Origin of the sequence: Paenibacillus sp. FSL R5-0744 (assembly GCF_037972555.1) — a bacterium.
GTDB lineage: Bacteria > Bacillota > Bacilli > Paenibacillales > Paenibacillaceae > Paenibacillus_AQ.
In genome coordinates this window covers 2,404,839-2,429,030 of sequence record NZ_CP150228.1, presented here as the reverse complement: position 1 = coordinate 2,429,030, position 24,192 = coordinate 2,404,839, and the positions used below count along the sequence as shown (strand labels likewise).

26 protein-coding genes are annotated in these 24,192 nt (G+C 42.3%); 9 read left to right on the top strand and 17 right to left on the bottom strand.

Translation table 11 applies throughout. The features are described 5' to 3' along the window. Positions 1-251: 251 nt before the first annotated feature. The 3 genes from MKY19_RS10460 to MKY19_RS10450 all read left to right on the top strand — a co-directional run bounded on the left by MKY19_RS10460 (position 252) and on the right by MKY19_RS10450 (position 4,245). Complete coding sequence (locus MKY19_RS10460) at positions 252-1,997, top strand: SNF2-related protein (RefSeq protein ID WP_076298508.1); 1,746 nt, start codon at positions 252-254, stop codon at positions 1,995-1,997. Continuing rightward, complete coding sequence (locus tag MKY19_RS10455; RefSeq protein WP_339802516.1) at positions 1,994-3,058, top strand: YqhG family protein; 1,065 nt, start codon at positions 1,994-1,996, stop codon at positions 3,056-3,058. Before MKY19_RS10460 ends, MKY19_RS10455 begins: the two co-directional genes overlap by 4 nt. Positions 3,059-3,213: 155 nt before the next feature. After that, the gene (locus MKY19_RS10450; protein WP_339802513.1) at positions 3,214-4,245 is read left to right on the top strand and encodes a hypothetical protein; all 1,032 of its coding nucleotides are present in this window, start codon (positions 3,214-3,216) and stop codon (positions 4,243-4,245) included. A gap of 171 nt (positions 4,246-4,416) precedes the next feature. Here MKY19_RS10450 and MKY19_RS10445 read toward each other — a convergent pair whose 3' ends face one another. Further along, positions 4,417-4,605, bottom strand: a complete 189-nt coding sequence (locus tag MKY19_RS10445) for a YqzE family protein (RefSeq protein WP_042186941.1) — start codon at positions 4,603-4,605, stop codon at positions 4,417-4,419. 182 nt (positions 4,606-4,787) lie between these two features. Between MKY19_RS10445 and MKY19_RS10440 the strand changes: the two genes are divergently transcribed. Next, positions 4,788-5,540, top strand: coding sequence for an N-acetylmuramoyl-L-alanine amidase (locus MKY19_RS10440; protein ID WP_231573420.1), 753 nt, complete (start codon positions 4,788-4,790; stop codon positions 5,538-5,540). On the opposite strand, the gene MKY19_RS10435 is transcribed toward MKY19_RS10440, so the two are convergent. From MKY19_RS10435 to MKY19_RS10370, 14 genes are all read right to left on the bottom strand, one after another. Beyond that, positions 5,527-6,387, bottom strand: a complete 861-nt coding sequence (locus MKY19_RS10435) for a divergent polysaccharide deacetylase family protein (RefSeq protein ID WP_339270325.1) — start codon at positions 6,385-6,387, stop codon at positions 5,527-5,529. The genes MKY19_RS10440 and MKY19_RS10435 overlap by 14 nt on opposite strands. Before the next feature lie 221 nt (positions 6,388-6,608). Further along, positions 6,609-7,577, bottom strand: coding sequence for a glycerol dehydrogenase (locus tag MKY19_RS10430; protein ID WP_339802510.1), 969 nt, complete (start codon positions 7,575-7,577; stop codon positions 6,609-6,611). Positions 7,578-7,664: 87 nt separating this feature from the next. Continuing rightward, positions 7,665-8,408: an SDR family oxidoreductase gene (locus MKY19_RS10425; RefSeq protein WP_339271589.1), complete on the bottom strand. Its 744-nt coding sequence runs from the start codon at positions 8,406-8,408 to the stop codon at positions 7,665-7,667. A gap of 188 nt (positions 8,409-8,596) precedes the next feature. Then, complete coding sequence (locus tag MKY19_RS10420) at positions 8,597-9,187, bottom strand: TetR family transcriptional regulator (RefSeq protein ID WP_339802507.1); 591 nt, start codon at positions 9,185-9,187, stop codon at positions 8,597-8,599. A gap of 244 nt (positions 9,188-9,431) precedes the next feature. After that, positions 9,432-10,343, bottom strand: a complete 912-nt coding sequence (locus tag MKY19_RS10415) for an alpha/beta hydrolase (protein ID WP_339802504.1) — start codon at positions 10,341-10,343, stop codon at positions 9,432-9,434. A 68-nt stretch (positions 10,344-10,411) separates the two neighbouring features. Then, on the bottom strand, positions 10,412-10,819 hold the full coding sequence (locus MKY19_RS10410; RefSeq protein ID WP_339802501.1) for a MerR family transcriptional regulator: 408 nt from the start codon (positions 10,817-10,819) through the stop codon (positions 10,412-10,414). Positions 10,820-10,976: 157 nt separating this feature from the next. Beyond that, complete coding sequence (locus MKY19_RS10405) at positions 10,977-11,405, bottom strand: DinB family protein (protein WP_339802498.1); 429 nt, start codon at positions 11,403-11,405, stop codon at positions 10,977-10,979. Between the two features lie 3 nt (positions 11,406-11,408). Beyond that, positions 11,409-11,936 (bottom strand): pyridoxamine 5'-phosphate oxidase family protein, encoded by a 528-nt coding sequence (locus tag MKY19_RS10400; protein WP_149643990.1) that lies wholly within the window; start codon positions 11,934-11,936, stop codon positions 11,409-11,411. 40 nt (positions 11,937-11,976) lie between these two features. Beyond that, a complete protein-coding gene (locus tag MKY19_RS10395; protein ID WP_339802495.1) occupies positions 11,977-12,756 on the bottom strand; it encodes an ABC transporter ATP-binding protein in 780 nt (259 codons plus the stop codon). 1 nt (position 12,757) lies between these two features. After that, on the bottom strand, positions 12,758-13,747 hold the full coding sequence (locus MKY19_RS10390; protein WP_339802492.1) for an iron ABC transporter permease: 990 nt from the start codon (positions 13,745-13,747) through the stop codon (positions 12,758-12,760). A gap of 16 nt (positions 13,748-13,763) precedes the next feature. Next, entirely contained in the window at positions 13,764-14,801 is a 1,038-nt protein-coding gene (locus tag MKY19_RS10385) for an ABC transporter substrate-binding protein (protein ID WP_339270309.1), read from the bottom strand. Positions 14,802-15,113: 312 nt separating this feature from the next. Then, a complete protein-coding gene (locus MKY19_RS10380) occupies positions 15,114-15,788 on the bottom strand; it encodes a DUF6320 domain-containing protein (RefSeq protein WP_076298519.1) in 675 nt (224 codons plus the stop codon). Continuing rightward, positions 15,785-17,056: a hypothetical protein gene (locus tag MKY19_RS10375; RefSeq protein WP_042186921.1), complete on the bottom strand. Its 1,272-nt coding sequence runs from the start codon at positions 17,054-17,056 to the stop codon at positions 15,785-15,787. The genes MKY19_RS10380 and MKY19_RS10375 overlap by 4 nt, the downstream gene beginning before the upstream one ends. Before the next feature lie 26 nt (positions 17,057-17,082). Beyond that, complete coding sequence (locus MKY19_RS10370; protein ID WP_339802489.1) at positions 17,083-18,420, bottom strand: MATE family efflux transporter; 1,338 nt, start codon at positions 18,418-18,420, stop codon at positions 17,083-17,085. A 102-nt stretch (positions 18,421-18,522) separates the two neighbouring features. Here MKY19_RS10370 and MKY19_RS10365 point away from each other — a divergent pair, with 102 nt between their 5' ends. Beyond that, complete coding sequence (locus MKY19_RS10365; protein ID WP_339802486.1) at positions 18,523-19,332, top strand: helix-turn-helix domain-containing protein; 810 nt, start codon at positions 18,523-18,525, stop codon at positions 19,330-19,332. Positions 19,333-19,420: 88 nt separating this feature from the next. Here the strand turns inward: MKY19_RS10365 and MKY19_RS10360 are convergent, their stop codons facing one another. Then, positions 19,421-19,795, bottom strand: coding sequence for a hypothetical protein (locus MKY19_RS10360; protein WP_076298521.1), 375 nt, complete (start codon positions 19,793-19,795; stop codon positions 19,421-19,423). 405 nt (positions 19,796-20,200) lie between these two features. Between MKY19_RS10360 and MKY19_RS10355 the strand changes: the two genes are divergently transcribed. Continuing rightward, positions 20,201-21,211, top strand: a complete 1,011-nt coding sequence (locus MKY19_RS10355; RefSeq protein WP_339802483.1) for a S8 family peptidase — start codon at positions 20,201-20,203, stop codon at positions 21,209-21,211. Here the strand turns inward: MKY19_RS10355 and MKY19_RS10350 are convergent. Next, positions 21,203-22,012 carry a class I SAM-dependent methyltransferase gene (locus tag MKY19_RS10350; protein ID WP_339802480.1) on the bottom strand — a complete coding sequence of 270 codons (810 nt, stop codon included), beginning with the start codon at positions 22,010-22,012 and terminating at the stop codon, positions 21,203-21,205. The two genes, MKY19_RS10355 and MKY19_RS10350, sit on opposite strands and share 9 nt — an antisense overlap. Before the next feature lie 233 nt (positions 22,013-22,245). On the opposite strand from MKY19_RS10350, the gene MKY19_RS10345 reads away from it, so the two are divergent. The 3 genes from MKY19_RS10345 to MKY19_RS10335 are packed head-to-tail and all read left to right on the top strand — an operon-like array spanning position 22,246 to position 24,187. Beyond that, positions 22,246-22,617, top strand: a complete 372-nt coding sequence (locus tag MKY19_RS10345; RefSeq protein ID WP_042186911.1) for a GntR family transcriptional regulator — start codon at positions 22,246-22,248, stop codon at positions 22,615-22,617. After that, on the top strand, positions 22,614-23,507 hold the full coding sequence (locus tag MKY19_RS10340) for an ABC transporter ATP-binding protein (RefSeq protein ID WP_339270295.1): 894 nt from the start codon (positions 22,614-22,616) through the stop codon (positions 23,505-23,507). Before MKY19_RS10345 ends, MKY19_RS10340 begins: the two co-directional genes overlap by 4 nt. Then, complete coding sequence (locus MKY19_RS10335) at positions 23,504-24,187, top strand: hypothetical protein (RefSeq protein ID WP_042186907.1); 684 nt, start codon at positions 23,504-23,506, stop codon at positions 24,185-24,187. The genes MKY19_RS10340 and MKY19_RS10335 overlap by 4 nt, the downstream gene beginning before the upstream one ends. Positions 24,188-24,192 lie beyond the last annotated feature (5 nt).

The following is a 24,192-nucleotide window of genomic DNA, read 5'->3' as shown; positions in this document are numbered from 1 at the left end:
ATCACATTTTCATGCTTTTGTCACAATATATTGTGTGCGTCAGCTTTTAAACTATACCACATATTGTATCGAAGGTCTTTTTCGAAAATAGAGTTAAGCAGCCGAAATATCGCAAACCTTGCCGCGTTTTCTCGCTTTTACTCTCTTTTTTAAAGGCTATCAAGAAAAATAGAAGGTTATGAATTCTCTTGTTTAAGAGCATACTACTCCTACGAATGATGATATAAATTAGCACCTGAGGAGGCTGTACCATGACGCAATTATTCCGTAATTCTCTACCTCACAAAGGTGGAAAGTCAGCGCCTATACTGCCTGTTCCTCTTTCTTTTGACCGGAATTGGCTACAGGATCTAGAACTCAAACTAGATAAAGGTGGTCCGTGGGGAGACTACCGTCTGTCCAAACTTGCTGTGCAAGGTGAACAAACGGGTCTAGTAACCAGCTTCGATGAGCTGCAATGCATGAAACATTTATCCGGATTATCCCCGCTTCCTCATCAGCTCGATACCGCGCATAAGGTTTTGTTTGAGATGTCGGGCCGCGCGATTCTCGCAGACGAGGTTGGACTAGGAAAGACGATTGAAGCAGGACTTGTACTCAAGGAATATCTTGTCCGCGGTCTAGTCTCTAAAGTGCTTATTCTGGTACCCGCTTCCCTCGTATTGCAGTGGGTCCGCGAGCTGAATGCCAAGTTTGGCATCTCTGCTGTTGCACAGAAAAAAGCATATTCCTGGGGGAATGCGATCGTCGTCGCATCTATGGATACCGCGAAGCGCGATCCTCATAAAGAGATGCTGCTGGAAAATGAATATGACATGTTGATTATTGATGAAGCGCATAAGCTGAAGAACAAGAAATCGACCAATTATCTATTTGTACAGCAATTACGCAAAAAATATTGCCTGCTCCTAACCGCTACTCCCGTTCAGAATGATCTGGGCGAGCTATTTAATTTGATCACTTTACTGAAACCGGGGCAACTAGGAAATCAGGGTGATTTTGCTTCCAATTTCGTCGTTGATAAACGCCAACCTAAGAATGAAGGTCAGCTAAGGGACGAGCTATCGAAGGTGATGATCCGCAATCGGCGTGGCGAAGGTCCAGTTAATTTTACGAAACGAAAAGTCCGTAATATTCCGCTAGTTCTTTCACAGGAAGAGAGAGTATTATATGACGCTGTCACTTCTTTTGTTAAAGATCAGTATCAGGAATCAGGCGGCAATCTTAGCAGCATGCTTTCCTTGGTAACGCTTCAGCGTGAGGTGTGCAGCAGTAGGGATGCCGTCTTCATCACTTTAGTTAATCTGATCAAGAAGCTGCCTGCTGATTCGCCGAAACGCGATCGGATGATGGAGCTATTGCAGACACTTCGTACGGTTAAGACCAATACCAAAGCCGAAACAACACTATCTCTCATTCAAGAAATGAATGAAAAGGTCATCGTTTTTACAGAGTATCGCGCGACTCAAGAATATTTGCTTCAGTATTTCCGCGAACATGGGCTAATGTGTGTTTCTTATTCCGGCGGGATGAATCGTGGTAAAAAGGACTGGATGATGGACCTCTTCCGCGGTCGTGCTCAAGTCATGATCGCTACTGAAGCGGGTGGTGAGGGCATAAACCTGCAGTTCTGTCACCATATGATCAACTTCGATCTGCCGTGGAATCCCATGAGAGTAGAACAACGGATTGGGCGGGTGCACCGGTTAGGTCAGGAAAATGACGTGGTTATCTATAATTTGTCCACACAGGGCACGATTGAAGAACATATTCTGCATCTGCTACACGAGAAGATCAATATGTTCGAAATGGTCATTGGCGGGCTGGATGTGATTCTGGAGCGCTTTGAGAAGAAAGAATCACTGGAGAAAAGTTTATACAAAATCATGCTCGAATCCCGCTCCGACGAAGAGTTGCGAAATGAGCTTGATCATATCGGTGAATCCCTAAGTGAGTTGACTCAGGGTATTAAAAAGGAAAGTGAGACTGCGACATGACCCTCAACTCACAGGAAGTACGCAAACATGTTATGGATTATCTGGAGGCGACAGAATGCTCCATCATTGAAGTATCGCCCATTCACGTAACTGTAAAGCTATCGCCAAGAGCTGACAGAATGCTAACAGATCGACCTTATTATTGGGGATTCGTGGAGCGTACTGGTGTTGATCCGGAGACACTCTCTTTCACTTTTGTATTTGATCCGGAAAAATACGATAGCCAGGCAGCTATAGAAGTTCCGCAAACGGTAAATCACAGCATCGGAGCATTGAATCCGCCAATTACCGGAAACCCAGCGATGGGCGCCACAACAGATGCTGAGGCTAGCGCAGATCTATTGAATCCAACATCACCTGAATCTAATGTGGTTCATGTCCCCTCCTCAAATCCAGAAGATAGCATCCTAGCCCGCTACTTCGGTATTATACCTGCACTGCCCCGAATTGGGCCCGGTATGATAAGACGTGAAGATATCATCTATGGTAGCAAGCGCCTGCAGCAAATTTGGAGTGCGGCGCAAGATGAAGGGAAATGCCTTTACTTATTTGAAGATCCCGGTAGCAGGCAGCGGAATACACTCTTCTCTGCAGCTTATGAACCGTGGCTCGGCGTCTGCTATAAAGTGGAGATGAGCTGCGATTTGAAACGGGAAGAACTGCATTATCTTGGAATATCGCTGACAAAAGGGACCATCATTGATGACTTTAACGCTAAGATAGCCTCGCGGGAGATGATCCCCCGTTTACCAGAAAACGTCCATATTCAGCCTTATGAATTAACAGTGACAGCCGCTACAGATTTATTAGAGGCTCATCTTACCTCTCATCTAGCCGAACTCGATTACACTTGGGCAGAACAGGCCCGTGAGCGTCTTAGAATCGAGCTGGCTATCATTGATATTTATTACGGAGAGCTGCTGAAAGAGCCTGATGAAGAAAAACGTTTAGGCACTCAAGAGCAGTATAACCGTCGTCGACAGGAGACCATTTGGCAATATGAGCCGCAAATTGCAGTTTCTGCGATAACCTACGGACTGTTTCATCTGCGAAGCCTATAGAATGCGACCCTACTCGCTAAAAGCAGGCAAAAAAACAAGAGAACTTCCGCCTTCAAGCGCGACAGCAAGCAACAGCCTTTTTATAGCCTGTCCACTACAATAGAGTAAAGCTTAACTTTCCTGACATTTCTTAACAAAGAAAGGTGATCGACGCCATGAAAATAAGTTTGCGGCGGAGGCTGAAACTTGCGGGTCAAGGATGCCTCCTCCTGCTTCTAAGCTTTGGACTGTTTGTATCCAGTTCTGGTTCCCCTTCAGCACTGGCGCTGGCCAGAGTAAGTGTGATCCAGTCAGTCACGCAGGATGCAATTCCTGTATTGAAGATGAGTACCTTACCTTCACCCAGTACGGTCCAAGAATTCGCTAAGGCTACACTGAACAAGCTCGCTGCAGAAGCTCCATTTACAGCCTGGAAGGATGCAAGGATAGAATATTATCCTCTTGGTCCAGGTACACATGGCTGGCTTGTAAATGTAATGAAGGGTGAAGAGCGGATCGGATACATGATCATTTCCGCTACCGATACAGGCGGATATATGTTAAGTGAATATGGAGCCGGCACTTACGGACTCCCATACAGTTTAAATGATCTGCGCCAGTTTTTGGTGCAGAAAGGTCTCATTACATCATCTTTTTCAGGAACAATAAACCTTACTGCTTTATATGCACCACTTCTACCGGTCTGGAAAATAACCATTGACGAAAAGACGGTTTACATCAATGCTTCCGTACCGCAAATTTTACCTTGGACACTGAGCAAGGCGGAAGAAGTCCTTAAAGAGCAGCCTCCAGCAACAGATGTAATTACTAATCTTAATCCTGACGTATCACCGTTATCGGCCTACAATAGTGGAGGGTCAGATGATCCTTACGAAGATATCCTATGGCTGACTGCTCCTAAACTAACTACAGTGAGCGGCGACAATATCGCACTTCTGATCAGACCTAAGGAAAGCATCGCTTATCAAGCTGCTGGGCGAAACGACCTTGTCGGGGCACCATTTATGATTACAGGCTATCAGAGCTGGCAGTCTTCTCAAGGTCAAGCTGAGAACAATAAAACTACCGTATACGCGGCCTCAGGCCCTGAAGGAAAACGATACTTACCACTCACTGCACTACAAAATAATGGAACACTGCATAAGCTGCCAGACAAAACAACCAAAGCACTCGGATATAATCGTTAACACAAGCATAAACGCCTTCGGCGTCCTTATGAGTACGGTAAGTGTTTATGCGAGAAATAGAAGGATAATTTATAACGTAAGCATATAAATTCTTATATTTAAACAAATGCAAATAACCTTCCACTGCCACCCATGAATAATGGCACTGGAAGGTTATTTGCTATTTAACCTTTAGTCTTTTTTATCATGACTCCACTTGCTTCGCCAGATAGACCACCCAAGCGGGAGCATGCCAAACCATTTCTGTGACCACGGCTGCTTCGTAGCCGCTCTACGAGCATGAATGGCACGCGGATCCTCGATATATACGACTACCTTCTCCGTTATATACTTTACAAGCTCATCGCCACCGGAAGCCATTTAAACACCTCCTAAAATGTAAGTGAATTCAGATTATCAGTATCCGTTCCATGGTCTTAGTGTGCACCACTCCACTTGGATCTAAACTACAGACTTCTGATTTGTCGAATAGGTTTACCTATTAAAGCACAATCTAACAAAGAATCCATAAGACGTTATTCACTTGCAAGGAGGCGTTTCACTTGAACAACTGGAGAAAACAATCCTTTTCCAGAACAGCAGCTGCTCTATGTGGCTTTCGAATCACTCTAACTACCCTAGGACTACTAATGTTGTTTATGGGCAGCTCCTTAGCCTCTGCGACACCAGAGAAACCTGTGATGAAGGATGACCGTCAGCATTTATTAGGACACGGACATCGTATGATCCTAATTGATGCGGGACACGGAGGCATCGACGGTGGAACTTCCTACGGTAATATTCTTGAAAAAGATATCACCTTAGATATCTCACGTCGATTATTTCTACTTCTGGGTAGCGATGGCTTTGACGTTGCTTTAAATCGCAATGGAGATTATGCCCCAAGTGATGAGAACCGCTGGCTGCGTAGTAAATCTCGACATCTGCGGGATCTTGCACAGCGTAAAGAGCTCGCTGAGACATTACCTGCTACTGTAGTGGTAAGCATCCATATTAACTGGGCGCCTTCCCCTTCCAAACATGGTCCACTTGTATTGTACCGTCAAGAGGGCCGTAGCTTCATGCTTGCTAAGTCCATTCAGCATCAGCTAAACAATCTTTACGATGTCGAGGCTCATCCAAGACCAGGCAAGCCCTTTTATTTACTCAACAAAATAACCGCCACAACTGTTATCGTTGAGGCGGGTTTTGTAAGCAGTCCGACTGACCGCGCAAAGTTATGCACCCCTAAAGGGCAGCAACAAATCGCTGAAGCCATCGCTGATGGTATTGTAGCTTATCTTATGGAAGTTTAAGTTGGGAGCTCCATTTCATCTCTTTTTTTACCAGATCAGAAATCCCTATAAACTCAACATTGTCTTTCATCTGTTCAATACCGCTGCGGATTCCTGCGGCGGTCTCTTTCCCAAATACACCAACATGACCAATCGTTACACAAAATCGTTGATCCTTCGCCATGTCTTTGACGAGACCCATTTGTTTCAGAACATGACTTGCTGTATGTGTGTCATCTAAAAAGATATGGTTCTCTACGCGTGGCAACCCCATCCGATAAGCCATATTGCCAGCAACGGAACGGTAGTTGGTCTTGCTGTCTACAAAAAATAATCCTCGTTCTTTGCATACAGATAAGATCACTGCCATAATCCGCTCATCTCCGGTAATTTTCGAACCCATATGGTTATTTATCCCGATCGCATAAGGAACATTATCGAGTGCTGCCTCAACCTTTTGTCGCACTTCCTCATCGGACATTTTGGCCAATATGGCTCCTGGTCCAAGCCATTTAGGATTACCTTGGCGCGGCTCCATCGGCAAATGAACCAGAACATCATCTCCGCGTTCATGGGCGCGAGTGGCATCCTTTACGGATGTAGGTAAAAAAGGCATGACGGCTACAGTAAGCTTTATCGGTAACGAGAACATTTCATCTGTCCCCTTCATGCCATTGCCGAAATCGTCAATAATGATAGCGACCTTATCACGTTTGGGTGCACTCTCTTCAAGCTGCGTATTTGTAGCGTTGTCTTTAGACGTGGCAGCAGAGACAGCCGGCGTAGCCGGAACAATTGTGGTAATCAATACTGCAGCAACAGCAAGCCAATTCAGTAAGTAACGTTTAACCTTTCGACTGTCCTTCATCAAGAGGAACGCCTCCTTCGTCTTAAACAATTGTTCTCATTGTTTGGTTCAAGAAGGTTAAATATGTACGGGGAGGGTTCGCAATAATTTACAATCGAGCTGTTGCTAATGCCCGCGCTTGTCTGTGGCAAGGATTGCTTCCAGCACATCCACAGATTGAACTTCAAATGGCATATTCTTCATTGGGCTCTCTTGGGAGCAGCTAGCTTCTGCCACCACCATTAATTTATCCATATCGCTACTGGTAATCCCAAGCTCCTTAAGTGTGACGGGAAGGCCGACTTTTTGCAGAAAGCAATGACCTGAGCGATCTCATCTTCTGAAGCCTTCTCCAAGACCAACTGCACGATCGTAGCAAAGGCAACCTTCTCACCATGTAGGACATTCCTGCATTCCTCATGCAGGGTCAGTCCGTTATGAATAGCATGGGCTGCAGCAAGCCCACCGCTCTCAAAACCAACGCCGCTCAAGTAAATATTAGCTTCAACAATATGTTCCACTGATGAAGAGGTGATCCCCTGTTTAACATCCATGAGTGCGGATTCACCTTCAGCAAGAAGTGTGTCCAGACAAGCACGTGCTAAAGAGAACGCTGCGATTGTGCTAGTCCCGCCTGCATGAGTAACCGCTCCAGATTCACGGCAAGCTCTTGCTTCGTAATAGGTGGACAAAGCATCACCCATTCCAGCCGCCAGCAATCTTGCAGAAGCTTTAGCGATGATATCGATATCTGCGATCACCATATCAGGATTTCTTTTTAATGGAAGATAACAGTCGAAGTCACCTTCGTCCGTATACAACACTGATATTGCGCTGCAAGGTGCATCCGTCGAGGCCACTGTGGGTACAATAACTACCGGGAGATCCGCCATGTGGCTTACTGCTTTTGCCGTATCTAGGGTCTTGCCGCCACCGATTCCTATGATAACTTCAGCGTGCTTCAGGCCAAGTTCTAGCACTATCTCATCCACCTGATTACGGCTGCACTCACCCTTGAATTCGCGCATCATAAGGGGAATATCGTTCACTTCAAAGCTGTGTAAAATATCCTCCTTGTACATGGAAAAAATATAAGGATCTACAATCGCAAAAGCTCTGTTCGATCCTAGCTGCAAACAATAATCTCCCAGCTTACGAATCTCGCCATACCCCTGAATATATTTAGTCGGTGAACATATGATCTGCGTCATGGTTTCACTCCTCTTTTTGTATATTCTTTTATTCTAAGGAGTGTTGCTTCAGACTGGCTATAAAAAAAGATGCTATAGACTTTTGTCTTAAATAAATCCGCCGTTCACACGAATCGTCTGGCCCGTAACCCACTGTGATTCCTTACTAGCTAGAAACAAAACTACACTCGAGATGTCCTCAGGCTCACCCAAGCGTCCAAAAGAATTCATACTCCCAACATTCGCAATCTCTTCAGCTGACTTCCCAACTGTGAAAAGCTCCGTATTAACAGGACCTGGCGAAACCGCATTAATCGTGATTCCTTTTCGTCCAAATTCTTTAGCTAGCTGACGAGTGAATTGTTCCACTGCTCCCTTTGTTCCCGCATAAACGCTGTAGGTTGGGAACATCTGGCCTGTAACCGATGTCGAGAAATTAATGATCCGTCCGTTCTCACTCATATGTTTAGCCGCTTGCTGGCAAGCAAAAAAGGTACCCTTCACATTGATAGCGAACTGTTTGTCGAAGTCTTCTTCCGTCATACTCGCAATCGGCTTTGTGATCATAATGCCTGCGTTGTTAACGAGAATATCGATTTGTCCATAAGCTTCCAATGTGGCTTGGAATAATTGTTCTAGCTCTGCCACTTGGCTGATATCCGCTCGGATAGCGATAGCTTCTCCACCCTTTTGCTTAATTTCGTTCACAACTTCCTCTGCCTTGCTTGAACTGCTTGCATAATTAACAACAACCTTCGCACCATGTAACGCCAAGTTCTCCGCAATTTCCCGTCCCATACCTCTTGAAGCTCCAGTCACTAATGCAACTTTTCCAACCAAATTCTGATCCATCATTTATTCCTCCTATTCGTTTGCCTTTCTTGTTGGTCTGATTATAAATCGAACACCCACAAATAACAAGTGACAATTATTATTTTTTGTCATTCAATATAATTGTTCTCCAGACGCAAAAAAACCTTCCGATCTTCATCAAAAGGTTTAGTCCATCATTTTTCTATTATGAAATATGCTATAACAATTTATGACGAAATTCCGGAAAGCATCAAATCCCAAACAGAGGCAAACTCCTGATCAATCGAACCCGACTGCCACTCTTTCGCATGAGCAGGATGATGAAATCGTGATGTTGCATTAAAAATAGCTCTTGCCGTAACCTCTGATTCCAATGCTTTAAACTCCCCGGTTTGTATACCTTTTTCAAGAATGCGTGCGAGTTGCCCAATTAATTGATCTACGTGTTGGGTAATCATATCTACGGCTTCTAAAGTTACGGAGGCGTACATAGCAAACATTTCGGAATCTTCTACAGCATAGCTCCGTTTACTGTGAATTAGAGTATCTAACCACAGATGTAGCTGCTCTTTGGCATTCCCATCAAATTGCTCAGTAACGTCCTTCAATGGGGCTAAAATATTTTGATGCAACCATCTTTCGGTTACCGATTCGCGCAAAGCTGCTTTACTGGAAAAATGTCTATATAGCGTACCATGACTAACCTTCAGTACCCTCGCTACATCAACAACTGAGGTCTTATCCGGGCCAAAACGCCGGAGTACTTGTTCAGCCGCATCCAAAATGTTTTCTTTAGATAATGGAAGATCATTCGACATTGGTATTTCCCCTCACTCTATTTCTGATGGTACTTATCATAGCATATAATATTCAAAAACGAACTGACAATAATCTTACTTTGTCATTTGTAAAATCATTATCAGTATATACGTGCACAAACTTATCATACTAAGATCCACATTTTGGTATCCAATTCTCATCAGCCGCTGAGTACCTACCATACCCCAACAACAGAAAACCTCCTTGATTTCTCAAGAAGGTTCCTTACTTTCATCTACTTACTCACTCGTCCAGCTTCGCCCTAGCAAACTTACCAATCTTCGAAATCGCCTGCTCTGCTTCTGGGAGCATATACGCTAAGAAATGAAAAACACTCCACATATTATCCCATATTTCCAGTTCCACATGAACACCCGATCCACTCGCCCGTTCAGCCAACCTCGTTGAATCGCTTAATAGCACCTCATGGTTGCCTACTTGAACAAGTAAATCAGGCAATCCCTGCAAATTCATTCTTAACGGCGATAATATTGAAGCCCACTCGGTTCGAGTACCTACATATGCTTCAAGTATCCGTTTATTCCCTTCCAAGCTACCTGTCGGATCAAGCTCCGCACGACTCTGATACGATTCACCATCCAAATGAACAAGATCTGTATGCGGCGAGATAAAAAAAGCACCTGCTGGTAACTCGCTCCCCTCATCCCTCAAAGTAATCAGTGTCATCAGCGCAAGGCTGGCTCCAACAGAGTCTCCTCCAAACACGATATCACTGGCAGAATATCCATTAGCAAGCAACCACCGGTAAGCCCCTATACAATCTTCATTAGCGGCGGGATAGATATACTCGGGTGCAAGGCGATATTCAATGATTAGCACTTTCATGCCACTCGCCTTTGCAATTCGTGCTGCTAGATCCCGATAAAACTCACAGGTTCCTGAAACAAAACCACCACCATGAAAATAAAGAATCACTTTATCATCAGGTGGAGCTGCTTCCACAGGAATGATCCACTCTCCGCTTAATGGCCCAACCCTGACCCGCTCGACTGTAACATCCGTATGACTGGACATATTCGCAGCCGCCTCAACCATTTCTTGCCGGATATGCTCTACAGACTTACTTTCAAACCGATTGTTTTGTTTCAGGTAATCTTTGATCGCTGCAAGCTGTTCTATACTCGTCTTTTCCATATCGATAATCCCTCCTACAGGTCTTTTCAACTCAAAGTGTAAAGCCTGTAGGTGACTACAAGGTCAAGTTAAGATTCCATTTTCAGGATTTCTAGCGTTGACTGTACTCCAGGATGTTTATCCTTGGCTAATAAATTTTTTCTCAAGTCTGCGAGAGAAGCAAGCTTTATCTCCTGCTTTGCAATTTCATTGCGGACTCGATCCATTTTTTTATCTACAACTTTCACAAAATCATCTATGCTAATGCCACTGCTTTCCGATTTTAACAATGCCTTTTTAATTTCCTTTAGGGTGAATCCACATTGCTTAGCATTATGTATAAACGTAAGTCGACTTAGCGCTTCTTCAGAATAAAGACGGTAGCCGGCTTCCGATCGTATAGGTGTACTAATTAGACCCAGTTCCTCATAATACCTCAGTGTTTCCATATTCACATTTGCCATCTTGGCCATTTGGCCTCGCAAGTATTCCGTCATGATCTACGCCCCCTTGGAATTGCCTATATTATACCAAAATCCAGATAATACAGAGGGTATCAAAATAGAGCCAATAATTAATCGGGATCAATTTAAAACTCCTTATCTACACAAAAAAAACGGCATTTCTGCCGTTTCCCCATGTCTACTCTTCTACCTACAACACTTTACTTCGAACCGCATTTTTCTGTATTAGAGAAATCTGTCCGGCATGAATACCTGTGTGATACATAAGTCTTCCTACCGCTTCAAGCGGAGTAGATGTGCCAAAAGACGACTCTACGCTTACATGCCAAGCATCTTCCGGAAGCTCCCGCATCGCTGTAATCAGATTCTCGTTGGAAGCAGACAGCAGATCCACCAGTTCACTTAATGTAGTATACGCTGCGTCATCGGCTTGAGGTTTAGGTCTACCAAAGAACCACTCTGCAAACATAAATTCTACCTCGGCATTATGAGAAATCAAACCTCCGATGGATGAATTCCCTAATTTAAGATTTAAATCTTCTTCCGGCAATGCCTTCACCATTTTATGAAATCGCTCTTGAACCGCTTGCCAGATGGGCAGTACTGAAGTAATAGTCATCGGCTATTTGCTCCCTTGTACAGCTGCTTCTTCGTCTTTCTTCTTATCAATAACAACGTGATTAAATACATTCGCATCTACATCAATATCGAACGCCAACCCAAAACCTACAACATAACGCCCCTTCAACGGAGTTAGTTCGAACAGTGAAAAATCCAGTCCGCGCAGCAATTTCAGCATGGCCTCACCATGGTCAGCATTGAACAATTCAAAGATATCCTCATATCCATCATTTCCGATATTGCTTGAAGTACAACTCCAGCGCACACGCTCAGTTGCAAATTTATTGTTTGTTTCAGACTCATCCGCAATTAGAAAGGCGTCCACAAAATCATTATTTTCCATATAGCCATAGTGCTCTGCGATTTTACTAATATAGATATACAGCTTGCCGTCTTTCTTTACGAAAGGCGCATAACTAATAAAGGGCTTACCTTCATCATCGATCAAACTCAAAATCAGGTTCTTACGTTTATTAATAAATTGCAAGTAGTTTTCTTTATTTTTCTCCACATCTACAGGCTTCTTCATTTAAAATCCCTCCATGAATAGGTTGTGTCACACAATGAATCTATCGAACAGTACTCAACAAATGAATACGAGGTTTCTTCTCTGTGGGCACATACTGGACTTCCGAGTCCATCCGGTATATATCCCTTATCATATCGGTTGTCATGACTTCATTCGGTGTGCCATACATCGCCTTCTCACCCGCCTGCACTACAACGATACTATCGCTATAAGAAGAAGCTTGATTGAGATCATGCAGCACCATTACTACGGTCATGCCCATGTCTTGATTTAACTCGCGAACAAGCTCAAGCACTTCATGCTGATGCGAAATATCCAAGTACGTGGTTGGTTCGTCAAGCAACATGATGAGTGGACGCTGCGCTAAAGCCATTGCAATCCAGGCACGCTGTGATTCACCACCTGACAATGAAGCTACGGCTCGGTCCTTATACTCCATCAAATGTGTCTTTTCAAGGGCCCAATGAACAATGTCCATATCCTCTTGGTTCAATCTTTCAAACCACTTTTTATGTGGATATCTGCCATACGAGACCAGATCGATCACAGTCATATCACTCGGTGCTTGATTCTTCTGGCTCAGCATGCACATTTTTCGTGCGACTTGTTTGGCGCTCATGGTCTTCAGATCCGTACCATCGAGTATGACCGTACCCGTGTGATAAGGAATTAGCCGTGATACCGCTTTGAGCAAAGTGGATTTACCGGAGCCGTTCGGTCCTATGATGGAGACGATCTCACCCTTTTTTACGGAAAAAGAGAAGTTGTTAATCACGCTTTTCTGCTCATACCGAATCGAAATGGAATCGACAGTAAACATGTTAGAACGCCTTCTTTCTCATCAGGTATAGAAAATATGGTCCGCCAATCACAGCCATAAGGATACCTGCAGGGATATCTAGGGGTGCAAACAGGGTACGTCCACCTGTATCCGCAATTAACAGAACCAATGCACCAAGAGCCATACTCATCGGCAAAAGATATTTGTAATCTGAACCCACGAGCAATCTCGCCATATGAGGTACAACTAGACCGACAAATCCGATCATTCCAATGGCTGCTACAGAAATAGCCGCTAGAAATACTGCCAGCAAGGAGAGCAGGATACGAATTCGGTTCACATTTTCACCCAGATTCGAAGCCACCTGATCACCCAGACGAATGATATTTGCCTTACGAATGGCAAAGAAAGATAGGATCCAACCTGCAATCGCATATGGGAAGACCATCATCAACGCATTATTCCCTTTTGCCGCAAGACTGCCGTTAAGCCATTGAACCGCTGCAGGGAGTCTATCGCTGTACATGATTGTTAATAGTCCAATGAGTCCTCCGCAAAGCGCATTCACAGCAACACCAGATAAAATAATAGTAATCGGTGAAATACCGGTTCGTCTCCAAGCTAATGCATATACAATACCAGCAGCAATTAGCCCTCCAACAAAAGCGGCAATCGGAATGAACTCAGTATACTGTGGTGCAGCAAGCATTATAACAAGAACACATGCAGCCGCGCCGCTAGTTACACCCGTCAATCCAGGATCAGCAAGTGGGTTACCCATCACAGCTTGCAGCAGTGCGCCCGAGATCGCTATATTCGCTCCGATGATCATCGCCAGTAACACACGTGGCAATCGAATATCCCATATGATGGTGGCATTCACCGCCTTAGACGATGAACCAAAGATCGTGCTTAGTATGTCTGATACCGGAATAAAAACAGAGCCTAATCCGATGGCAATAATCGCGGCAACGAGCGCTAATAGAACCGTTATAATAACAACTATTCTGCTACGAGATGTATTTATCACTTGCTGTCTCCTTTAATTATTCATAGAAGTATTTTGCGATTTCAGTTAGGGCTGTTTCTGCGTTAATGATCGAGGTTACGCCGAACACACTGTAATCTAAAATCTGAATTTTGTCGTTTTTATAAGCAGAGAGCTTCGTCCAAGTTTCATTTTTCTCTATTTCTTTTTTAAATTTGTCCTTTGTCGCTCCGTGGTCACCTGAAGCCAATACGAGAATGACGTCAGGATCAGCGGCTACGACGTTCTCCATATTAATAGGAGAGTAAGTATCGGTAACTTTAAGTACAGAAGTAGCAATGTTATCAGCGCCAAGCTTTTTCACCAAACTACCTAGATAAGATTTCTCACTCATAACCATGAAGGAATCAGAGGTTCCAATAACGAGCATCACGCTCGGCAGTTCTTTTCCTTCGGCTAATTTACTTAGCTCATTTTCTTTATCCAATATCTTACTCAAAGCCGCATTCATCTCATCTTTTTTATTAAAATAAGTACCTAATACTTTAAGGCTAAGCTTTAAATCCTCGAAGGATTCTGTGCGTAGATATGCTTTTTGCAAATCCATGCCTTCCAGTGTCTTATCCAGTGTGCTTCGAAGTGATTCTGCTCCCAGCAGCAAGTCTGGCTCAAGCTTTGTTACTACTTCAAGATCCGGTGCCATTGGCGAACCAATTTTATCTATCGATTCAAAATCAGCAGGGATTGGATTGGTGGAGGTTGGCACCCCAACTGGTGTGATTCCAAGCAAGTAGAGCATTTCTGTTAATGGTACAGATGTAGTTACAATTCGCTGTGGAACTGTGGCTGGAAACTGGCTTAATGCTTCATTGAACAATGCTTCATCTACACCATCATGCTCCAGACTGTATTCCTTTCCAGCATCCGCTGTTTTCGCTGCTTCTGTTGTATTCGCTGCATTTGCTTCTTTCGTTTCATTAGCAGCTGTATTCGTTACGGCTTCATTCTTGGTTTGATTGTCCGCTGTATTGGTGGACGAACATGCAGTCATTGCAGTAAGCGCTGCAACAACCAGAAGTACTAATAATTTCTTCAAAATCTATCCCTCCGAGTATGTATAATTATACGTTCCAAGTAGTGATAATGATTTTCATTTTCATCTACGATTTCTATGATAATGGTTATCATTGGGAAGTGTCAAGAATTTTATTTTAATTTTAAACTAGAAAAAACACCTTAAACATCCCATTAAAAAGGACAACCTTTCTTGTAGAAAAATAGGAATTCGGTGTCGTATGAACCCTTCACTTTCTTAAATCCACAAAAAAACCACATCCAAAGGACGTGGTCAATATGCATAATAAACCTAAATATTTAATTATAGATTGGAATAAATCTATCTCGATTATTAATAATGGAATCTTCTTCTGATTTCGCTTATAAATTTCCGGTCAGAAAAAATTATCATCCCAATAATGGTTAGGAGTGAGTATACGATAGAGAAAACACTGGTCCAAATGACATGAGATAAATTAAATACAAACAGAAGCATAGGACATAAATTAATAAAGAACATCGCTAAAATATAGCCTATATCATGACGCCATAATGATTTTTGAACAATTGCGAGCACAGTCATAATAAATGTAGCTGCCACTCCAAACAGTGGAATTGCATAGTTGGTAGACCATCCCCTAAAACCAACAAATATATCGATCACCAATAGGAAAATGGACAACATGACATAGTGATATAAAATTTTCCTGCCAATATGTTTATTAGATAAAATGGTGTCTTTAACAACGATCCACGCATAGATAAGACCTGTACTTACGATAATTGACCATATTCTCGGATTGATATGATAGGTCAACGCATTAATTGTAATCGAAAGCACGATCGCAGATATAGTCAAAAAGAGGAACAATTTAGCTACCGTAAATGGTTTGGTTTCCTGATAGATCTCTTTATAGGACGGGTATTCTGTCGTGCTCTCTCCCCTGATCTTAATTGGCTTGGAGCATAGTGGACAACGATAATGTTGATTATCAACCGTCACGTTGCAACGAATACATTTAGTCATTCGCTAATCCCCCAATCGTTTGAGTAGATTTTAACTTCAAGTCCAGCCTCACCCGCTAAGGTCGAAAAGAAATATTGCAATATATCGGATTCCACTATATTTCTGGTAAACGTGATCACCAGCTTATCATTGACTGAGCTGATCCCACAGTTCATAGGGCTTTTATTGGATGGATAGACTAATGCCTCGATTAGCTCTACGTGCTTGTACATTTGCTGTGGCAACATAATATTGCCGATATTGGACAAGGTCAGTGTTCTTTTACTTTCCCCAAGCATATGAAACCCTAAATTCACGAACCAGTTCTTCAAAAATAACGGGACAAACAACGTAGCTTTGTTCCGTTCAAGCGCCACATTATTGTAAATGATATTTTGCAAATTTTCTTTCCCCGTTTTATACTTCAGCATCTCATTCATTCTAAAAATTAATTCATCCAGTGTGGTATCTTCCGTGATTCGCGCGCCAAGATTAACTACGCCAAAGAAGTTACGAAGAGTACGTGAAGGGAATGCTTTGCGCAAATTGACAGGCACTGCGATAACCACGGGAGCATTACTTTTGCTATATTTAATTCTTGTTTGATAAATAGAATAACTCAGTAATGCGGATAAATAAGCAGTGATCGTACTTCCTTTTTGCTTAGCGAGGGCATTCAATTGGGAGGCACTTACGACCCCGTGTACCACGTTATTTCCGAACTGTTCGAAAGCGGTACCTTTAATGTGGTACGCTCGGCTGTTTCTAACCGATTCAACATAACAATCCTTGTAGTATCTGCGAAAAGCATCCTCCATATCATGGATATCCACTCCTGAATCAGCGAGTAAAATCCGGTCCTCAGTGTCAATTTCATGTCCCATATACATTAGATAATAGTACAGCAGTGATTTTAAAAACTCGACAGCCCCATTACCATCCGTAAGCGCATGGAACACTTCAACAGAGACCCTATTTTTGTAGTATAAAACCTTAAATAAATATCCATTGTTTGTAGTTGGATCAATGTTGCGACAAGGATACTGCTGATCCTCAGCGATCACAATTTTATCCGTGCTAGACTCTAAATAATTCCAAAACACACCCCTGCGAAGCTTCACAGTGAACATCGGAAATCTGTCGAATACCGTATCGGCGGCTTGCTGTAACGCATCCACATCTACAGGATTTGTCAGAACCGCTGAGATCCGATAAACAGAAGTGTTTTTTGTGTTTGTAACGGATGGAAATAGTTTTGCTGCGTTATCAAGTTTGTACCACTTTTTCACTTCAAAACTCCTCTTTTATTCTGCTGTTACTGGTTGATACTCCACTTTTGCATTGTCTTCCTCAAACAAACATAGCTTACCACGACACAGATTATCTCTGCCACTACAAAGGAAAGCCATAAGCCGATGTTACCAAACATTAAAGGAAGGATAAAGAAATTCCCCATCAACAAGGCATACCGTAAAATCGCCAAAATCGCGGATGTTCTTGGATTGTTAATGGCTGTGTACAAAGCGTTAATTATAATATTGGCCCCTACAAAGATAAAATTAAAGCTATAAAATGTGATGATTTCACTTGATGTAGTCATGACCTGAAGATTGTCTTTTACAAAAAGAGAAATTAAGGGAGATTTAAAAATAATCAATATCGCTGTACAAACCACACCAACTAATGTCACTATTTTAATCGCCATGGTAATCAATTCCGTTATACGGCTATATTCCTTCGCTCCGTAATTCACGCTGCTAATGGCTCCTAACCCTCTCGACATGCCCATGATAACTGCATTAACTACAAGTGAGATATACTGAACTACCGCAAATGAAGATACCCCTATTTCACCAAATTTAGAGATCAAAATCCAGTTGAAGATCATAGAAGAAAAACCCGCACTGAATTGCGTAATCGCTTCTGAAGAACCGTTATAGATCATCCTTCCGATTGCTTTAAAATCCACTTTCCATCTACCCACTTTTAAAAAGCTATCCTTTGAGATAAAATTCGAGAAAAATAATATAAAAACAATCGTTGCACTGATCCCAGATGCCAAAGCAGCACCGGTAATCCCCATATCGAAAACGCAGATAAAAATTAAATCCAAGATGATATTTAAAACTACACTCAGTAAATTACCAACCATATAAAGCTGAGGTTTCCCCATAGATTGCAATGAAATACCAAGTAAAATATTAAAAATTACAGGCACGACAAATATACCAAAAGTCTGTATGTAATCAACAACCATAGGAAAAAGCACTGAATTTGCTCCAACTATTCTAGCCAGTACATGAGGAAAAAAAACTACTATTATGAAAATAACTACGGCTATCATGAGCAATGTGTAAAAAGCATTATTGAAGTAGTGGTTGGCTTTCCCCTTGTTCTGCTCTCCCAGACTAATAGCGGTTAATGTATTTCCTCCAATAGCAATTAAGATCCCTATACAGGAAATAATATTAAAAATCGGTGAAGCCATATTCACTGCAGCTAGCGCATTAGGTCCTACAAAACGCCCCAAAATGATTCCGTTAATAATTCCGTACAGACACATAGAAAGTGAAGCTACGATCCCAGGGATTGCATAACCGCGAAATAGTTTGGAAATTGGATCTTTTAATACATTGAGTTCTGTTGTCTTCATCTTGTCATTCTCCATTCACTGTTTTGAAATTTTAGATAAAAATCAGTACAATGAACACTATAATCTCTTGTGTAACACAAGAGTCAACGGGAGAACGATGCAATGAACAACTATTATTCTATTGGTGAAACAGCAAAACTAGCAGACACAACTATCGAAACCTTGCGGCATTATGACCGAATTCACTTGCTGAAGCCTGCTAAAGTAGATCCCTCCTCCGGTTATCGCTATTATTCAGATAAAGAGCTTATTTATCTTGATGTCATCAACTTCTGCAAAAAAAAGAATATGCCACTTCATAAGATTAAAGATGTTTTTACGAATGATAATCTTGATTATATTATTAATTTTCTTAAAACAAAGGACGATGAAATCGAACAAGAAATCAAGCAGCTGAATAAGACAAAATCACAGCTTAAAGCTTTACAAAAACAATATGAAAATCAAGCTTATTTATCCGATGTGCCTCTATCCCCCACCCATTTTTCAACTAAGGCTTTGGGAGAAAGAGCGATCGTAAAAATCCACTCCCTACAGAAACCCAGCCTCGAAAGTTTCCATCAACTGCAGAATGCGCTAAATCAACAGCTTGAAGATGAGTCAAGAGATGCATTCGCCTTTGATCTTCGTGCAAATATTATGACTACGTTGGAGCCTAGTGAGAATCCATCTGTCTTTTTTGTAGTTTGTGAGAAGTACCCTGAACAGGCCGGCTGTATTTCAATATTACCTAAAGGAATTTATCTCTATGGTTATTGCTCGGAGGAGCAGAGATTGGAAACGATGCAGAATATCGCTGCATATGCTAAAGCCGAATATAATACGGAGATTCCATTTGTCATCCAGACAGTCATTTTCACCGGAATGTTTCAGTGGGTTTATGAGATTCAAGTATGGTTAAAATCTGCATGATCTAAAATAAGACAAATAAAACAGCACGCGGCGATATAGGATCGACACGTGCTGTTGTTAACTTGAGTATAACTAAGCTAGTCCAAATTTAGAACCTAGCTACATAGAATTCTCGATCTGACGGTACATTAAAGCTTTTTATAGCATTTCCGTTCTCATCTCTTAATGTGAGAAGATACGGCACCGTTGTTAGTGTGCTAACTGTTGGGAATCTAGCTACACCAAATTCATCGAAATCAGCAACTATAGCTGGATTTCCAGTTCTCAATAATGAAGCGGTCCACCCTGTAGTGTCTTTAGGTGTTCCAGTTGCATTTGTACCAATAGCGAGAACAATAAATCTGTCCAATGTCTGTCTGATTCTCCGTTTCTTCCGGGTTGCAGCTGCTTTCACTCTTTTTGCCGCGAGGGCTTTGGCCGCCATAACGGCTTGCTTATTGACTGGCTTCTTAATCATTGCCATTTACTTCACCACTTTCTTTTTAGGATACGATAGTAGATGCAAGATTTGGAATGCTTGACCTCACTTTTACCTACTATTCTAGAAATGTACTTTATTCCTAGATTCATAGATTCGTACCCACTGGATCAGTGGTGCATATAATGCACTTGTGAGGTGATCCATTAATAAATGAGCCGACAATTTTGGCCAGAGCAATATAGTTCAAGAATCCATAGGGCGCTAAGAAAAAGAATTCAACACTCCCAAGTCCGTCGCGGTACATCCGCTAAAATTCCTATCATTATCAAATTCAAACAAAAAATGACCCCAGCACAGCTGAAGTCATTACAAAAACATCTAAAATCACACGACTTTCCTATCAAACATCATCTCCCCATACTAAATTCTGTATCATCAAGAGTTTCGATGAACTGTCTGAAACAGATGTGCAGTTGGCATGGAATCGATCAAATCTATGTAGACGGAATTAAAAAAACATCACTTTATATAGCAACGCCATCCATCGGTTCTACATCCGTCCAAAAGAAACAGGGACTTACCGGAAAAGGAATCAACATTGCCATTCTTGACACAGGAGTGTATAGGCACCCTGATCTTATTCAGCCCTGTAACCGTATCGTAGCTTTTAAAGATTTTATCAATCACAGAAAACTTCCCTACGACGATAACGGCCATGGGACTCATATCGCAGGGGACGCGGCAGGCAACGGATGGATGAGTAAAGGAAAATACAAAAGCCCTGCTCCAAAAGCAGGGATCGTTGGTGTTAAAGTACTTGATAAGAATGGTGACGGATATGACTCCACGATTATTAAAGGAATTGAGTGGTGTATTGCGAATCGAAAGCGACTAAAACTACGTATCCTTTCGATGTCATTAGGGGGTACGGTAAATTCACCTTGTTCTGACGACCCGTTGTGCCAAGCCGTAGAAAAAGCAATAAAGGCTGGACTCACTGTTGTGATAGCAGCTGGAAATAGCGGCCCTGGACGCAGGACGATAGAATCTCCTGGGATTAGCCCTTCTGCAATTACCGTAGGTGCAGTGGATGACCGTCGCACGCTCACACAAAAGGACGACCGGATTACCTCGTATTCAAGCCGCGGACCTGCACCGGGAGGGCGAAAGAAACCAGACCTCGTAGCTCCTGGCGAAACCATTATCTCTCTTCGTGCGCCTCATTCCAAGCTAGATCGCGAGCTTCCTTACTTGCGGATCGCTAAAAATTACTTTGTGCTGTCCGGTACCAGTGTCTCAACACCTATAGTCTCTGGTGTCATTGCTCAATTGCTGCAGAGAAATCCCTCACTAACTCCTAAGCAAGTGAAATCCATACTAAAAAAGAACACATTCTCTCTGAAACTCCAGCCTAACACAGCCGGCTCTGGTGAGATCAATGCAAGATTTTTATTGTGATTTTGCTTCCTTCTTTAAAGCTGTGATAACAGAAACTGATAACACTTCAGTAAATTTACCCGTAGGTTCCATTTCTAATAAAGAAGATTTCAAATCCGCTTCGAATTGTTCCAAGTGATCTCCAAATAAGCGCTTTGAAGCATAGGATGTGGAATACAAATTGCCAAGAATCGAATCCACCATCCATGTCACTGAATAACTCGGTAAAATCAATTTTTCCACATCCTTAAAGCTAGATCGCGCAACAATATCCTCATGTCTTTCTTTAGGATGAGTATAGATGCTATCTCCTGCGATTCTTTCGTTACCTAACCAGCGTTTCACTACTTCATTTACCTTAAGCTGCCAAGATAATGGCTCTTGCCCTACATTAAAAGTATCAATAATTGCTAGACCGCCATTATTGTCCGAACTGTGGTATAGGATTTCAAGAATAGACGATCTATCCATCCAGTGAAACGCTTTGGCTAGGATAGTAAGACGGAAGGAACCCCAGACGTTCTGCAACTCTTCTGCTCTACCAAGCATCCAACTAACGTTATCAATCCTATGAATTTTTGATAGACGATTAGCCTCTTCCAACATTCCACTTTCCGTATCTACACCTATCATTTCTTCAAACCAATCACTAAATCTTAGTCCCAGCTGACCCGTACCACACCCTAAATCAAGCAGACGGCCTTCTCCGTTAAGCGAAAACTTCTGAATTAAGAACCGAATAAGGGATGAAGGATACTGCGGTCGATATTTTGAATAGTACACTGCCGTGCCTTTAAATAAATCCGGACCATATTCATTCATAGTTTCACCCTTCTCTTGTTTTCTAATAGGACAAAATCATAGCAGACATCCAACTAAAATAAAAGGCAGTTCGGTGTGAATCCGAACTGCCTTTTTCTTTATGCTGATACGCCATTTCGCTGGATTTGGGCTCAAAGGATCAAAAAATCCACATAGAAATGATTGACAAATAGGTCTGTTACATATATGGTTAATTACATAACTAACTAACCAATGAACATGGCGGTGAATACATGGGAAGCTTAATGGATGATACTCGACCGATATTTATGCAGATCGCCGAACGCATAGAAAATGACATCATCGAAGAAACACTCTTGGAGGAATCACAGGTTCCTTCAACAAATCAATTTGCTGTTTTTTACCAGATCAATCCGGCGACGGCTGCGAAAGGTGTGAATTTGCTTGTCGACCAAGGAATTTTATACAAAAAGCGAGGTATCGGCATGTTTGTAGCTTCTGGAGCGCGCACAGTATTGATGGAGAAGAGAAAAGAGCAATTTTATGAGCAATATGTTGTAACTATGATCCGTGAAGCAGAGAAATTAGGAATTACGTTGGATCAATTAACGAAGATGATTCAGAGGGGAGATAATCGGTCATGAATGAAGTCGTTGAGATCAAGGGACTGACCAAGTCGTATGGAAAGGTAACTGTCATCCAAGACATTAGTTTTTCTTTAGAAAAGAACAAAATCTATGGTCTGCTTGGCAGAAATGGTGCAGGAAAAACAACGATCATGCACATGATTACAGCACAGTTATTTGCTACAAGTGGTGATTTAAAGGTGTTCGGGGAACATCCCTACGAGAATAACCGGGTACTCAATCAGATTTGCTTTATTAAGGAAAGCCAAAAATATCCGGATACGTACCGCATTATCGATGTTCTAGAGGTATCCGAGTTATTCTTCCCTAACTTTGATCGGGAGTACGCCCACTCCTTAATCAAGGACTTTAATCTCCCCTTAAAAAGAAGAATAAAGAAGCTGTCCAGAGGAATGCTCTCGGCGGTGGGTATTGTAGTAGGCCTGGCGAGCCGCGCTCCGCTGACTATTTTTGACGAACCCTATTTAGGTCTCGATGCTGTAGCAAGAAGCCTGTTTTACGATCGACTAATTGAGGATTATTCAGAATATCCGCGAACAGTTGTCTTGTCTACACATTTAATTGACGAGGTAAGCCAGCTATTAGAGCATGTCATTGTTATTGACAACGGTAAGCTGATTATCAATGAGGATGCTGAAGCTCTTCGCGGGCGGGCTGCTAAAGTTATCGGTGCGGCTGCGAAGGTCGAAGATTTAATCACCGGTAAAGAGATCATCTCTCGTGAATCCTTTGGCGGATTACTTTCTGCCACTGTTATTGGCTTAAACTCAACAGATCTATCACGTGCTGAGATGCTTGGTCTGGAGATCTCGCCGATATCTTTACAACAGTTAATTGTTCATCTTACAAACAGAAAATCCCAAGAGAAGGGAGTTGCAGTGCAATGAACCAAATGACAGGGATATTAAAAATGCACTACAAGGATAAATGGTTTTGGTTGTTTATGCCTTGGATTATATTATTGTCCAGCTTTTTGGTTAATCTTGTCATAGCTTTTTTCCTGCAAGAACCAATGTATACCGGCGGCCTAGTCTCAATCTTTATTTATATGTTTGTCATAGGTATCATCATTTTAGTACAGACTTTCCCCTTTGCCTTGGGCTTAAGCCTACGGAGGATAGATTATTTCTTCGGCACATCCTTGATGGCCGTTATAACAAGTGCCGGCTTCTCACTACTTCTGTTCCTGCTATCTATTATAGAAACCAAATTAACATCTGGATGGGGTGTGCAGCTACATTATTTTCACCTACCATACTTGAATGATGGTACCGTCCTAGAGCAGCTGTGGATCTATTTCATGATCTTGTTGCATATGTTTTATTGGGGATTTGTTATATCCAGCATCTTCCGTAGATTTGGTAGAAGCGGCCTATTCATTTTCGCGGCAGTCATGTTTATTCTGTACAGTGTCGCTGGATTGTTAATGACATATTATCAGTGGTGGGTAGATGTATTTAATTGGTTGGCTAGCCATACCGCATTTGAACTTGCCTTGTGGAGTATGCCCTTGACGGTCTTGTATGCACTCTTATCGTTCTGGATGCTTCGGAAGTCTACAGTATAAGACTC